Origin of the sequence: Gordonia sp. (in: high G+C Gram-positive bacteria) (assembly GCF_047602025.1) — a bacterium.
GTDB lineage: Bacteria > Actinomycetota > Actinomycetes > Mycobacteriales > Mycobacteriaceae > Gordonia.
In genome coordinates, this window is the sequence record NZ_JASGII010000001.1 from 602,434 (window position 1) to 616,277 (window position 13,844).

Consider the following 13,844-nt stretch of genomic DNA (forward strand, 5'->3'; position numbering starts at 1 on the left):
CTAGCCCGTGTAGGCCGAGAGGCGCACGCCGTGCGCGGCGAGCCAGGGAGCGGGGTCGATCTTGGTCGTCCCGTTCTTCCAGACCTCGAAGTGCACGTGCGGGCCGAAGGAGAAGCCCTCGTTGCCGACCAGGGCGATGACGTCGCCGGCGGTGACGTGCTGGCCCTTCTGCACCAGGACGCCCGACGACGACATGTGGCCGTACATCGTGACGGTGCCGTCGGCGGCCTTGATCTGGACCCAGTTGCCGTAACCCGACGCCGGGCCCGCGTTGATCACGACGCCGTCGTGGGCGGCGTGGATCGGGGTGCCCAGCGGCGCGGCCAGGTCGAGGCCGCCGTGGAAGGAGCCCCACCGGGGGCCGAAGCCCGAGGTGAACGAGTACACGCCCATCGGGATCGGCGAGGTGAAGAGCGGGCGCCGCTTCAGGTTCTCGCGGGCGTCCTCGGCGGCGGCGATCTCCCGGCCCTTGCCGAGGCCGCGGGTGAACGAGCTCATGTCGGTGTCGCTGGTGGCGGCGACCACGCCCGGACCCTTGTCCGGGGTGCCGTCGGCGGCGGTGGCCGGGGTCGCGGTCTTGTCCGACGACAGGGCCTGCGAGGCGGCGGCCACGGCGGCACCGGCGGCGAGGGCGATCAGGGCGGCGCGGCCACCCTTCATCGAGGTCGGGGGAGCGGTGACGCGGTGCTTGCCGGACTTGCCCGGCTTGGCCTGCGGGCGCGGCTTGACCGACGCCTTGAGGACAGCGGGGGCCTCGGCGTCGTCCGCGACGACCTCGACCTTGCCGACCGGCTCGGTGGGAGCGGCGGGGCGCTTGGGCTCGCGGCGGAACTCGCTCTCCGGGATCGCGATGTCCTGGGTGATCTCCGACGCGGTGGCCGTGTGCGGATCGAGGGCGCGACCGCTGCGGATCGTGCCCAGCCAGCTGTCGCGATCGAGGGTCAGGGAGTCGACGGAATCGTCGTAGAAGTCTTTGACGTCGGCAGTCGTGGTCTTGGCGGCGACGACGGAGGAAGCATCAACCGGGGCGATGAAACGACGCCCGGCGTGCTCGACCACACCGTTTCGTTCTTGGGCCACAATCCTGCCTAACTACCGATTTCACGCGTACTTCGTAACCAATTCGTGACTTGGCATCTCATCGACGGTATCGAACGGTCGTCGGCAAGTCCACCAAACGACGAGATTCGGCGCCCAAGAGTGACAATCTCCACAACGGCCCCGCTCGGGCGGCTTACCGCACGTCGGTGGCCTAACGTGCCTGATCGGGGCCGGTCGACGGGTGTCGCCGGCCGGGGATTAAAGTCCGAGGTATTGCCCGCGTCACATCCCCGAAGCGGGTGCCACTGGAAAACCAACAAGATTGGTGAGCTCGAATGGATCTCTTCGAATACCAGGCGAAGGAATTGTTCGCCAAGCACGGCGTGCCGGGCACCCCGGGCCGCGTGACCGACACCGCCGCGGGCGCCCGCGCGATTGCCGAAGAGGTCGGCAAGCCGGTGATGGTCAAGGCGCAGGTCAAGACCGGCGGCCGCGGCAAGGCCGGCGGCGTCAAGTACGCCGCCACCCCCGATGACGCGGAGCGCTACGCGAACGACATCCTCGGCCTGGACATCAAGGGCCACATCGTCAAGAAGCTCCTGGTCGCCGAGGCCAGCGACATCGCCGAGGAGTACTACATCTCCTTCCTGCTCGACCGCGCGAACCGCACCTACCTCGCGATGTGCTCGGTCGAGGGCGGCATGGAGATCGAAGAGGTCGCCGCCACCAAGCCCGAGCGGCTCGCCCGCGTCGCCGTCGACGCCGTCAAGGGTGTCGACCTGGCCACCGCGCGCTCGATCGCCGAGCAGGGCCACCTGCCCGCCGAGGTGCTCGACGCCGCGGCGGTCACCATCGCCAAGCTGTGGGAGGTCTTCGTGCAGGAGGACGCCCTCCTGGTCGAGGTCAACCCGCTCGTGCGCACCCCCGACGACCAGATCCTCGCCCTCGACGGCAAGGTGACCCTCGACGGCAACGCTGACTTCCGCCACCCGGATCACGCCCAGTTCGAGGACAAGGACGCCACCGATCCGCTCGAGCTCAAGGCCAAGGAGAACGACCTCAACTACGTCAAGCTCGACGGCGAGGTCGGTGTGATCGGCAACGGCGCCGGCCTGGTGATGTCGACCCTCGACGTCGTTGCGTACGCCGGGGAGAAGCACGGCGGCGTGAAGCCGGCCAACTTCCTCGACATCGGCGGCGGCGCCTCGGCCGAGGTCATGGCCGCCGGCCTCGACGTCATCCTGGGCGACGAGCAGGTCAAGAGCGTCTTCGTCAACGTCTTCGGCGGCATCACCGCCTGTGACGCGGTCGCCAACGGCATCGTCGGTGCGCTGAACACCCTGGGCGACACCGCCAGCAAGCCGCTGGTCGTGCGCCTCGACGGCAACAAGGTCGACGAGGGCCGCAAGATCCTGGCCGAGGCTAACCACCCGCTCGTCACGCTGGCCGACACCATGGACTCCGGCGCCGACAAGGCCGCCGAACTGGCGAACAAGTAAGCAGAGGGACGAGAAGACATGTCGATCTACCTGAACAAGAACAACAAGGTCATCGTCCAGGGCATCACCGGCGGCGAGGGCACCAAGCACACCGCGCTGATGCTCAAGGCCGGCACCAACATCGTCGGCGGCGTCAACGCCCGCAAGGCCGGCACCACGGTCACCCATGAGGATGCCGACGGCAACACCGTCGAGCTGCCCGTCTTCGCGACCGTCGCCGAGGCGATGGAGAAGACCGGCGCGGACACCTCGATCGCCTTCGTGCCGCCGGCGTTCTCCAAGGACGCCATCATCGAGGCCATCGACGCCGAGATCCCGCTGCTGGTCGTCATCACCGAGGGCATCCCGGTGCAGGACACCGCGTACGCGTGGGCCTACAACGTCGACAAGGGTGAGAAGACCCGCATCATCGGCCCGAACTGCCCGGGCATCATCACGCCCGGCGAGGCGCTCGTCGGCATCACGCCGAACAACATCACCGGCAAGGGCCCGATCGGCCTGGTGTCCAAGTCGGGCACCCTGACCTACCAGATGATGTACGAGCTGCGCGACCTCGGCTTCTCGACCGCCATCGGCATCGGCGGCGACCCGGTCATCGGCACCACCCACATCGACGCCATCGAGGCCTTCGAGAAGGATCCCGAGACCAAGCTCATCGTCATGATCGGCGAGATCGGCGGCGACGCCGAGGAGCGCGCGGCCGACTACATCAAGGCCAACGTCACCAAGCCGGTCGTCGGCTACGTCGCCGGCTTCACCGCGCCGGAGGGCAAGACCATGGGCCACGCCGGCGCCATCGTGTCCGGCAGCTCGGGCACCGCGCAGGCCAAGAAGGAAGCCCTCGAGGCGGCCGGGGTCAAGGTCGGCAAGACGCCGAGCGCGACCGCCGAGCTCGCCCGCGAGCTCTTCAGCAGCCTGGCCTGACCGGTCGGCTCGGGCATACTGGGCCGATGAGCCTGCTGGGTGCGACCCGCACCGCCGCCACCTCGGCGGTGACCGCCGCGGTTTCGGTCCCGAAATCGGTGGTCCACGCCGTCCTCGACGACGTGCTTGAGTACCTGGCGGGCACCGATCTGACGCCGGTGCTGACCTCCGCGGTCGACCTGAACAAGGTGCTGGCCACCGTCGACGTGCAGGCGCTCGTCGACCGGGTCGATCTGAACAAGGTTCTCGCCACCGTCGACCTCAACGCCCTGCTGGCCCGGGTCGACCTGAACGCGCTGCTGGAGCGGGTCGATGTCGACGCGCTCCTGGCCCGAACCGACCTCGACTCCATCGTGCGCGGGGCGTCGGCGTCGGTCACGACCGAAGTCGTCGCCGACCTCCGCAGCGGCGCCGAGCGCGCCGACGACGGCGTGGAACGGTTCGTCAGCCGCGTGTTGCGGCGGGGACCGGCGTGACACAGTCGTCGCGGCCGCGCACGGCCGGCGTGGTCAGCCGTGCGATCGCGGGGGCCATCGACCTGGTCGTCGCCGCGCTCATCATCGTCGCGGGCTATTGGGGCCTGGCGTTCCTGCTGTTCCTGGTCGGCCTGCGCCGGGTCGAGTTGGACGACCTCCAGTGGTGGTTCACCACGTCCGGCTACGTCGCGGTGCTGGCGGTGTACCTGTTCGCCTGCTGGGCGACGTCGGGCCGGACCATCGGCGCCACCGCGCTGGGGCTGCGCGTCGTCAACCGGTCGGGCGGCCGGCTGCACGTGCTCGTCGCGCTGGCCCGCGCGCTGCTGTGCGCGGTGTTCCCGATCGGGTTGGCGTGGGTCGCGGTCTCCCGGGCCCGTTGTTCGCTGCAGGACCTGCTCGTGCGCAGCCGCGTGGTCTACACCCGCGACCGACCGGCCTAGAACCAGCGGTCGCGGTCGACCTCGGTACCCGCGGACCCCGCGTCGGCGGCACAGCCGAAGCCGGTGACCCACGATCCGTCGGTCAGCTCGACGTTGCCCAGCATCATCGGCTCGGGCAGGACGGCGAGGAAGTCGCCGAGCGCGGCGGGGGACAGGGTCCACACCTCGCCGCGGATCGCGCGGCCGACCGCGGGATCGCGAATGAGTCCGGGCTTGGGCGGCACGGTGTCGAGGGCGACGAGGCGGTAGGCCGGTGCCGTGACAATCTCGCCGCTCCACCGGGCACCCCGATCGGCCAGTTCGTGCACCAGCGGGCCGCCGCGCATGTGCGCGCCGAAGACCGCCAACTCGACCGTCGGCGCCACCGCTTCGGGCCAGGCGCGCGCGACAACGGGCTCGTCGCCCATCCGGCGCGCGAGGTCGATCAGCACGGCGTCCTCGTGGGCCTTGCCCAGCAGGGTCACGCCGAACTGGGCGACGGTGCCGTCGGGGTCGTCGACCGTGCCGGCGGGGATCGCCAGGCCGCACAGGTCGAAGAGGTTGCAGAAGTTGGTGTAGGTGCCCATCCGGGAGTTGACGCCGACCGGGTCCGCAGCGACCTCGGCGATCGCCGGGTGGCCGGGCGCGGTCGGCACGAGCAGGGCCGTCGCATCGCCCCACCGGTCCATCGCTTCGGCGCGCAGGTCGGCCAACCGTCGCCGTGCGCGCAGCAGGTCGACGGCGCTGAACCGGTCGGCGGCGCCGATGATCCCGGCCACGGTTGGATCGAGGCCCGCGGCCGCTGAATCGGCATTGGCCGCCAGGAACTCGCCGACGGCGTCGTGGCGCTGGGCGACCAGGGCGTCCTCGTAGAGGAGTTTGGCCGCGTCGAGGAAGGGCTGCAGGTCGATGCGCCGGATCGTCATACCGGCGCCGCGTGCCCGCGCGACGGCGCGCTCGAACCCGGCGCGCCAGGACGCGTCGAGCTCGGGCAGTTCGGCGGGCACGACCAAGACCGGGTTCGCCGGCGCGGCGAAGCGCGTCGTCGCGGGGAACGCCGCCGGACCGACGGCCGCGGCCATGACCGCCATCGCATCGTCGGCCTCGGCGAGGGTGCGCGCGAAGACGGTCACCGTGTCGTACTCGGCGCAGGCCGGCACGACGCCGTCGGTGCTGATCGCGCCGACCGTCGGCTTCACCCCGACGATGCCCTGCAACCCGGCGGGCACCCGCCCGGAGCCGGCGGTGTCGGTGCCGATGGCGAGGTCGGCGAGCCCGAGGGCGACGGCAACCGCGGAACCCGAGCTGGAACCGCCCGAGATCCGGCCGGGCCGCCGCGAGTCGGGGACTGCGCCGTAGGGGCTGCGCGTTCCGACGAGGCCGGTGGCGAACTGGTCGAGGTTGGTCTTGCCGAGCACGACTGCACCCGCCGCGCGCAGCGCCGCCACCGCGGGGGCGTCGACATCCGGCGTGTAGGCGTACCCCGGGCAGGCCGCGGTCGTCGGCAGGCCGGCGACGTCGACGTTGTCCTTGACCGCCAGCAGTCGACCGGCCAACGGGCCGCCCGCGGCAACGGACCGCTCGTAGTCGGCGGCTACCTCGGCGGCGGGGCGCACGCTGAGGAACACCGTCGGGTGCCGGTCGAGCGCCGCGAACACCTCGGCGACGCGACTGCCGGCCGCGGTGACGGTCACGCGCGGACCTCCTGCGGTGCGAATTCGCCGGCCGCCGACCAGCGCCGACGCTCCTCTTCGTGCGCGGCGCCCATCGCCGCGCGGGTCGCGGCGATGTCGGCGGCGTTGGCGTCGAGGAACTCCCGGTGCTGCGACAGGGAGAAGGTGCCGTCGGTGATGCGGGTGCTGGTGCCCTTCCCGGCGGCGACGTCGGCGCGCATGTCGAGCAGTTCCTCGGCGCTGACCGGGTACCAGCGGATCTGGTCGAAGAACCGCAGGAGCCACGGGTGCTCGGGGTCGAAGTCGGGCGCCGGCAGCGGGTGCCGGTGGTTCCACACCTGGGTGGTGCGGCCGACGAACTGGTAGCCGCCCGGGCCCTCCATGCCGTAGATGCACAGGTAGGCGCCGCCGATGCCGACCGCGTTCTCCGGCGTCCACGTGCGGGCCGGGTTGTACTTGGTGGTGACCAGGCGGTGGCGCGGATCGAGTGGCACGGCGACCGGCGCGCCCAGGTAGACATCGCCCAGGCCGAGCACGAGGTAGCTGGCGTCGAAGACGGTCCGGTACACGTCGTCCACCGAATCGAGGCCGTTCATGCGGCGGATGAACTCGATGTTCCACGGGCACCACGGGGCGTCGGACCGGACGCCGAGCATGTACCGCTCGATCGCCTCCCGCGTCGACGGGTCGTCCCAGGACAGCGGCAGTTCGACGGTGCGGCTCGGCACGACCAGGTCTGCCGCGGCCGGCAGTTGGTCCTCGCACTCGAGGAGCCATGCGAGCATGTCCCGCTGCGCCCAGACGTCGGGGTCGGCCTTCACCTGCAGCGACCGGATTCCGGGAGTGAGGTCGAGCAGGCCGCGCGGCGCCTCGGCTGCGATCCGCTCGCTCAGCGCGTGGACGCGGGCCCGCAGGGCCAGGTCCAACGTCATGTCGCCGTACTCGACGAGGATGTTGTCGTCGCCGCTGCGGCGGTAGGTCACCGACGTGGTGCCGTCGGCGGTGCACGACCGCGCGAGGACGCCGTCGTCGCGGTCCCCGCCGGCCGACAGCACGGCCGCGATCGTCGCGCGTCGGGCGACGCCGGTGTCTGCGGGGGAGGCGGCCTCCTCGCTGCGGACCGCGACGAAGCGGACCGTGTCGCCCGGCTTCAGCTGACCGAGCTTCCACCGTTCGGCGGCGACGACGGTGACCGGGCAGACGAAGCCGCCCAGGCTGGGGCCGTCGGGGCCGAGCAGGATCGGCGTGTCCCCGGTGAAGTCGAGGGCGCCGACCGAGTACGCGTTGTCGTGGATGTTGGACGGGTGCAGGCCCGCGTCGCCGCCGTCGCGCCGCGCCCACCGCGGCTGCGGCCCGATCAGCCGGATGCCGGTGCGGTCGGAGTTGAAGTGGACCTCGTAGTCGGCGCCCAGCAGGTCGTCGATGTCGGCGCGGGTGAAGAACTCGGGGGCGCCGTGCGGCCCCATGGTCACGCCGAGCTGCCAGTGGTTGGTGAGGGCGGGCACCTCGCCGGACGGGACGCGCCGCGGCGTGCCGGCCGCTTCGGCGCCGACGGTGAGTTCGTCGCCGTCGGCCAGCGGCCGCCCGTGGTGGCCGCCGAAGCGGCCGAGGGTGAACGTCGAGCGACTGCCCAGGTACTCCTGCGCCTCGATGCCCCCGGCCACGGCGAGGTAGACGCGCATGCCGACGGCGCCGACCGGCCCGATGTCGAGGGTCTCGCCGGCGGCCACCGACACCGGCACCCACTGGGGTACCGGGCGGCCCGCGACGGTGACGCGCACCGGTGCGCCGGTGACCGCGACGACGGCGGGCGCGTCGAAGCGCAGGGCCGGACCGGCCATCGTCGCCTCGATGCCGACGGCCGACTCGGGGTTGCCGACGGCGAGGTTGGCCAGGCGGAAGGACAGGTCGTCCATCGGTCCCGACGGCGGCACCCCGACCTTCCAGTACCCGGTCCGACCCGGCCAATCCTGCAGGGTGGTCTGCGGCCCGGCGCGCAGCACGGTGATCGTCATCGCGCGCGCTCCTTCCGGCTGATGATGACCCGGACCGCGGTCGGGTCGAAACCGTTGCACGGGTTGTTGATCTGCGGGCAGTTCGACACCAGGACGAGGGTGTCGACCTCGGCGCGCAGCGCGAGCCGCTTGCCCGGCGCGGAGAGGCCGTCGACGATGCCCAGCGACCCGTCGGCGTCCACCGGGACGTTCATGAAGAAGTTGACGTTGCCGACGAGGTCGGCCTTGCCCAGTCCGTGGCGGGCGCCCTCGATGAGGAAGTTCTCCACGCACGCGTGCTGGTGCTTGGTGTGGTGGCCGTAGCGCAGCGTGTTCGACTCCTGCGAGCAGGCGCCGCCGACGGTGTCGTGGTTGCCCACCTCGTCCGCGATGATCGTCACGAGCGGCGCCGACTCCTGGTCGCGCAACACGCTGCCGGTGGTCAGGAACAGGTTGCCCTGCTCGGCGATCGTGGCCTGGGCCGAGTACCGCCGCGCGGGATCGGGGGCGCCGTGGTCGTCGAGGCCGTAGAACAGGGTGTCCACGGCCTGGTTGCCGTACAGGTCGACGATGGTCAGCACGTCGCCGGCGCGGACGACGCCGGACCAGGGGCCGCGGTCGCCGACGAGCGCGTCGAGGACGACGGCGCCGCCGCCCAGTTTGAGCGCCGCCGCGGGTGCGGTCGCGGGATCGGTGATCGTGTCGGTCATGGAAGGGTCCTCGGTTTCGGGTGCGGTGGATCAGAAGGGGGCGACAGCGGTCAGTGCGGGGCGGCGGCCCAGACGTCCTCGGAATTGGCGACGGCGCGGCGGTACTCCGGCTCGCCGTCGCCGGCCACGAGTGCGTCGAGGTCGTCGGGAGCCTGCCAGGCCAGCACCTCGAGCGGACCGGTCCGGAACGCGGGGGCGGCGTCGAGCGGATGGGCGGTGTTCGCGATCGCGACGATGCACGGCAGGTGCAGCACCAGGTCGACCGCCTTGTCCGGTCCCGCCGACCCGGTGGCGACCAGCGAACCGTCGTCGGCGACGGACACTCCGTGGAAGAAGGACAGCGAGGGGGCGACATCGGCCGCTCCCAGGCCGTTCTTGGCCGCCGCGAGCAGCAGTAGCTCCCGGCCGGCCGGGCTGGCCGAGTGCACATGGCCGTCGCCGTACTTCGCCGTGTTCTGCCGCAGCGACGTCGTGCCGCAGAGGGCGTCGTGGCGGCCGGACTCGTCGGCGACGACGGTGGCCAGCACCCGGCCCTGGTCGGACAGCAGCGGGTGGCCGGCCCCCAGATAGGCCTGCCACGGCACCTTGACGGTGTCGGCGACGTTGAGCCGCTCCCACGGCGCATCCGCCCGCCACAGCAGCAAGTTCGCGCAGGCCGACCCCGCGACGTCGCGCAGGCGGATCCGGGTCCCCCGGGCCAGCGTCTTGGTGGTGTACCGGCCGCCCGGGACGGTCTCGGCCCAGACCAGGTCGGCCGGGTCGACGTCGGCGGGCGGATCGGGCCAGTCCGACGCGGGGACGACCGGCATCGAGTCGGTGATCGTGCCGGCCTGCGCGCGGGCGTGCGCGCGGGCTCCGGCGGTGGTCGTGGTGCTCACGGGAGCGCCTCCTTCAGTAGGGGGTGGTCGGCGTCATTCGCCGACGGTGACGGGCTTGGGGTGGACCTTGCCGCGCGGGAAGCACGCGATGCCGACGAGCACCGTGGCGGCGATGCAGATCGGGCCCGCCCACCGCAGGATCGGCATGTCGCCGGCCGGGTCGAAGACCTCGGCGCGCGGCCAGGCGAGGTTGACCACCATCAGCGCGCCGTAGACCACGGCGAGGGAGTTGACGAGGATGCCGAAGCGGCCCAGCGAGAACAGCTTCTTGCCGTCGGCGTCGACGCCGACCTTGTGCGGCCACCCCTGGAAGCGGCGGTAGAGCATCGGCACGGTCACGGCGAGGTAGGCGAGGTAGATCAGGATGATGCAGACGCTCGCGAGGGTCGCGAAGATCGCCGAGTTGCCGACGTTGACGACCAGGATCAGGACGCACAGGACGCCGATGAGGATGGCGGGCGCGATCGGCGTGCCGGTCCGCTTGTTGACGTAGGACAGCGTCTTGGAGAACGGCAGCCGGCCGTCGCGGGCCATGGAGAACATCAGCCGCGAGCAGGCGGTCTGGATCGCCAGGGTGCAGATGAAGATCGCCACCGCGACGTCGCAGAGCAGGACCTTGCCCCAGAAGCCGCCGAGGATCGAGTCGAGGACGTAGGGGAGACCGCCGGTGGCGAGCTTGTCGTCGAGCGTGGGGGCGGCCATCAGGGCGCCGAGCAGCATCAGCCCGCCGCCGATCGCGGACACGGTCAGCGCCAGGCGGATGGTGCGCGGGGCGACGCGCCGCGGGTTGCGGGTCTCCTCGGCGAGCTCGCCCGCCGAACCGAAGCCGACCATCACGTAGGCGGCCATCAGGCCGGAGACGATGAACGCCCAGATGTAACCGGGCTGCTGACCGGGCAGGCCGGTGTCGAACACGACGTCCGGTCCGCGCTTGGCGTGGGTGAACAGGGCCAGCACGACGGCGACGACGCCGACGAGTTCACAGGTGACGCCGACGTTGTTGACCCGGCTCATCCAGGTGACGCCGATGCAGTTGATGGCGGTGACGATGACGAGCAGGATCGAGCCGAGCAGGACGGCGTTGGCCGCACCGCTGGTGCTGGTGAGGGTCGAGTCGGTGCCGATGATCTGGAAACCGCTCCAAATGGTCGGCAACACGACCTGCAGCGCGATCGCGGCGGCCGCGGCGGTGACGATCTGGGCGATCATCATGAACCAGCCGCCGAACCATCCGACGACCTCCCCGCCCATCCGGCGCGACCACTGGTAGATGGCGCCGGAGATCGGGTAGTGCGCCGCGATCTCCGCGAAACACAGCGCCACCAGGAATTGGCCGGCGTAGACGATCGGCCACGTCCAGAAGAAGGCCGGGCCGCCGAAGCCGAAGCCTAGGCCGAACAGCTGGAAGATCGTCGTCAGGATCGAGACGAAGGAGAAGCCGGCCGCGAAGGAGGCGAACTTGCCCAGGGAGCGGTGCAGCTGTTGGTCGTAGCCGAATTCGGACAGGTCGTCGGCGTCGAGACCGGTGGTCGCGGAGTGTGCGGGGGCGGTCGTCATGAGCGTTCCTAACTGGGGTGGTGATCGGGACGCTCGCCGTTGAGCGGTTTATCTGTCTGGTGATAGATAAGCGCACGCTATTTTCTAGCGGGTGACAGTTTTGTTTCATCCGTGCTACGCGGTGCGACATCTCGGTTAACCCGGCCGGATCGGGGCCGAATCGGTCATTAGACTCGGCGCCATGAGCGCACGGGCGGGTTCGCAGCGCGCCGCGACCGGTCCGGGCCGGCCCCGGCTCGTCGAGCCGAGGCGCAACGCCGAATCGGCCGCCGAGGAGATCCTCGACGCGGCCGCCGAGCTGTTCACCCGCCGCGGCTTCACCGCGACGTCGACGCGCATGATCGCCGAGGCCGTGGGCATCCGGCAGGCGTCGATCTACCACCACTTCGCGACGAAGGACGACATCCTCGCGACCCTGCTGGAAACGACGGTCGCCGGCTCGCTGGACCGCGCTCGGGAACTGCTCGCCGCCGATGGCCCGCCCCTCGACCGCCTGCTGGACCTCGCGCGGTTCGATGTCGCCGAACTGGCGGGCGCGCGGTGGAACCTGGGTGCGCTCTATCTGCTCCCCGAGGTGGGGGCCGAGCGCTTCGCCGACTTCCGGCAGGCCCGCGCGCAATTGGCCGGCGCCTATGCCGAACTCGCCGCCGACGTCCTGGCGGACCCCGCCGACAAACGCGTCCTGCTCCCGTTCCGCCTCGTCGAGTCGGTGATCATGATGCGCGGCGACGAGGACCGCGGACAGCTCGGCGGGCACACCGCCGTCGGGTTGGTCGACACGATCGTCGGCGCGATCCGGATTCTGCTGGGGTAGCCGTGCCGCCGGGACAATCCGGCCGCCGCATCAAGTACCGTCGCCCTATGCCCAATCCGATCGCCCCCGATTCCCGGTGGTGCCCGCCCGGGCCGGCCATGCTGTTCTGCCCCGGCGACCGCCCCGACCGCTACCAGAAGGCCGCCGACCGCGCCGACGTCGTGATCCTCGATCTGGAGGACGCGGTCGCCGCGGACAACCGCGACGCCGCCCGCGAGGCGCTCGTCGCCACCCAACTCGACCCGGATCGCACCATCGTGCGGATCAACTCGTCGTCGACCGGCGAGGCCCGCCGCGACCTGGCCGCCATCGCCGAAACCCTCTACCGGGTGGTGCTGGTGGCGAAGGCGGAGTCCGCCGAGGAGGTCGCGCGCACCGAGATGCAGACCATCGCCCTCATCGAGTCGCCGACCGGGGCGGTCAACGTCAACGAGATCGCCGCGGCGCCGAACATCATCGGCATGATGTGGGGCGCCGAAGACCTCGTCGCCGGGCTCGGCGGCACGTCCTCGCGCTTCGGGCCCGACGAGCCGCGGCCGGGCACCTACCGCGACGTCGCGCGCCACGTCCGGGCCGCGGTCCGCCTGGCCGCCGCCGCCCACGACCTGTTCGCCGTCGACGCGGTCCACCTCGACATCGCCGACGTCGACGGATTGCGCGACGAGGTCCGCGACGCGGTCGCCCTCGGCTACCAGGCCACCGCCTGCATCCACCCGTCGCAGGTCCAGACCATCCGGGACGGCTACCGGCCGTCGGCGGAGCAGGTCGAGTGGGCCGGCGGCGTCCTCGCAGCGGCCGAGGAGCACGCGGGCGTGTTCTCCTACGACGGCCGCATGGTCGACGGCCCGGTGCTGAGTCAGGCGCGCGCCGTCCTCACCCGGGCGGGTGTCGATCCGGCGCAGGATTGACCGCGGGGGAATCGACCCTGTCGAATCTTGAACCGACGGCAAGGGCCGTCGATGTACTAGCGTGGTGGCGTTGCCACGATCTCGAACAAGGAGTCAACTTCCGATGAGCTACCCAGGACAGGCCGGTTACGGCCAGCAGCCCAACCCGCAGCAGCCCTACGGCCAGCAGCCCGCCTATGGCCAGCCGCAGCAGGGTTACGGCCAGCAGCCCGCCTACGGCCAGCAGCCGTACGGCCAGCAGGGGTACTACGGCCAGCAGCAGTACGCCGCGCCGAAGCCGCCGAGCCAGGGCCTGCCGGCGAACATCGCCCAGATCCTCGCCTTCGCGACCGCCGGTGTCGGCGGGCTCCTGTTCCTGCTCTCCTTCGCGGCCCGGACCTTCCTGCGCGACGAGGCGGTGGCCCTGATCGTGATCGGTCTGGTCGGCGCGCTCGCCGGCTTGGCCAAGGACAAGATCCTCGCGACCCTCGCCGTGGTCTTCGCCTCCGTCGCCTTCCTGCCCGGCATCATCTACCTGATCCGCTACGCCGGTGAGGACTACGGCCCCGGTGCGATGTCGTGGGTGAGCCTGTTCTTCGCCCTGGTCGTCCTCGCGGTCACCATCCTGTGGCTGCTCGTCACGCTGGGCAAGGTCAAGGTCGCCCCAGAGCCCGGTTCGCCGGAGGCCGAGAAGGCCGCCGCCGAAGCCGCTGAGGCCGCCGCTGCCGCTGCTGCCGCCGCCCAGGCCGCGCCAACCGCCGCCTACGGCTACCCGGCCGCCGCCCAGGCCGCCGGTGCCCAGGCCCAGCACGCCGTCGGCCAGGCCGCCGGTCACGCTGCCGACGCCGTCACCGAGGCCGTCGACAACACGGCGCAGGCCGCGGAGAACGCGATCGACCCCACCAAGGGGCAGAAGTAACCAACGGCGCATAACGCCGAGCGCGGCGCTCCGACCCATCGCGGTCGGGGCGC

13 protein-coding genes are annotated in these 13,844 nt (G+C 71.3%); 7 read left to right on the plus strand and 6 right to left on the minus strand.

The annotated features are described in order from the left end of the window. Window positions 1-1,080 (minus strand): M23 family metallopeptidase, encoded by a 1,080-nt coding sequence (locus QM728_RS03035; protein ID WP_415030574.1) that lies wholly within the window; start codon window positions 1,078-1,080, stop codon window positions 1-3. 296 nt (window positions 1,081-1,376) lie between these two features. Between QM728_RS03035 and sucC the strand changes: the two genes are divergently transcribed. From sucC to QM728_RS03055, 4 genes are read left to right on the plus strand one after another with little or no spacing between them, the layout of a single operon-like run. Next, on the plus strand, window positions 1,377-2,540 hold the full coding sequence (sucC, locus tag QM728_RS03040; protein WP_415030575.1) for an ADP-forming succinate--CoA ligase subunit beta: 1,164 nt from the start codon (window positions 1,377-1,379) through the stop codon (window positions 2,538-2,540). Between the two features lie 18 nt (window positions 2,541-2,558). Next, window positions 2,559-3,464 (plus strand): succinate--CoA ligase subunit alpha, encoded by a 906-nt coding sequence (gene sucD / locus QM728_RS03045; protein ID WP_415030576.1) that lies wholly within the window; start codon window positions 2,559-2,561, stop codon window positions 3,462-3,464. A 26-nt stretch (window positions 3,465-3,490) separates the two neighbouring features. After that, window positions 3,491-3,940, plus strand: coding sequence for a hypothetical protein (locus QM728_RS03050; RefSeq protein WP_415030577.1), 450 nt, complete (start codon window positions 3,491-3,493; stop codon window positions 3,938-3,940). Further along, window positions 3,937-4,380 carry an RDD family protein gene (locus QM728_RS03055; RefSeq protein ID WP_415030578.1) on the plus strand — a complete coding sequence of 148 codons (444 nt, stop codon included), beginning with the start codon at window positions 3,937-3,939 and terminating at the stop codon, window positions 4,378-4,380. Before QM728_RS03050 ends, QM728_RS03055 begins: the two co-directional genes overlap by 4 nt. On the opposite strand, the gene atzF is transcribed toward QM728_RS03055, so the two are convergent. The 5 genes from atzF to QM728_RS03080 are packed head-to-tail and all read right to left on the minus strand — an operon-like array spanning window position 4,377 to window position 11,171. Further along, window positions 4,377-6,053: an allophanate hydrolase gene (gene atzF, locus QM728_RS03060; protein WP_415030579.1), complete on the minus strand. Its 1,677-nt coding sequence runs from the start codon at window positions 6,051-6,053 to the stop codon at window positions 4,377-4,379. The genes QM728_RS03055 and atzF overlap by 4 nt on opposite strands. Then, on the minus strand, window positions 6,050-8,047 hold the full coding sequence (locus QM728_RS03065; RefSeq protein ID WP_415030580.1) for a 5-oxoprolinase/urea amidolyase family protein: 1,998 nt from the start codon (window positions 8,045-8,047) through the stop codon (window positions 6,050-6,052). Before QM728_RS03065 ends, atzF begins: the two co-directional genes overlap by 4 nt. Continuing rightward, the gene (locus QM728_RS03070; protein ID WP_415030581.1) at window positions 8,044-8,736 is read right to left on the minus strand and encodes an urea amidolyase associated protein UAAP2; all 693 of its coding nucleotides are present in this window, start codon (window positions 8,734-8,736) and stop codon (window positions 8,044-8,046) included. The genes QM728_RS03065 and QM728_RS03070 overlap by 4 nt, the downstream gene beginning before the upstream one ends. A 50-nt stretch (window positions 8,737-8,786) precedes the next feature. Next, window positions 8,787-9,614: an urea amidolyase associated protein UAAP1 gene (locus QM728_RS03075; RefSeq protein WP_415030582.1), complete on the minus strand. Its 828-nt coding sequence runs from the start codon at window positions 9,612-9,614 to the stop codon at window positions 8,787-8,789. A gap of 33 nt (window positions 9,615-9,647) precedes the next feature. Further along, a complete protein-coding gene (locus tag QM728_RS03080; protein WP_415030583.1) occupies window positions 9,648-11,171 on the minus strand; it encodes an amino acid permease in 1,524 nt (507 codons plus the stop codon). A gap of 181 nt (window positions 11,172-11,352) precedes the next feature. Here QM728_RS03080 and QM728_RS03085 point away from each other — a divergent pair, with 181 nt between their 5' ends. The 3 genes from QM728_RS03085 (at window position 11,353) to QM728_RS03095 (ending at window position 13,791) form a co-directional block, all read left to right on the plus strand. Further along, window positions 11,353-11,985, plus strand: a complete 633-nt coding sequence (locus QM728_RS03085) for a TetR/AcrR family transcriptional regulator (protein WP_415030584.1) — start codon at window positions 11,353-11,355, stop codon at window positions 11,983-11,985. Window positions 11,986-12,032: 47 nt separating this feature from the next. After that, window positions 12,033-12,893 (plus strand): HpcH/HpaI aldolase/citrate lyase family protein, encoded by an 861-nt coding sequence (locus QM728_RS03090; RefSeq protein WP_415030585.1) that lies wholly within the window; start codon window positions 12,033-12,035, stop codon window positions 12,891-12,893. A 103-nt stretch (window positions 12,894-12,996) separates the two neighbouring features. Then, window positions 12,997-13,791 (plus strand): DUF5336 domain-containing protein, encoded by a 795-nt coding sequence (locus QM728_RS03095; protein WP_415030586.1) that lies wholly within the window; start codon window positions 12,997-12,999, stop codon window positions 13,789-13,791. The last annotated feature ends 53 nt before the right edge of the window (window positions 13,792-13,844 follow it).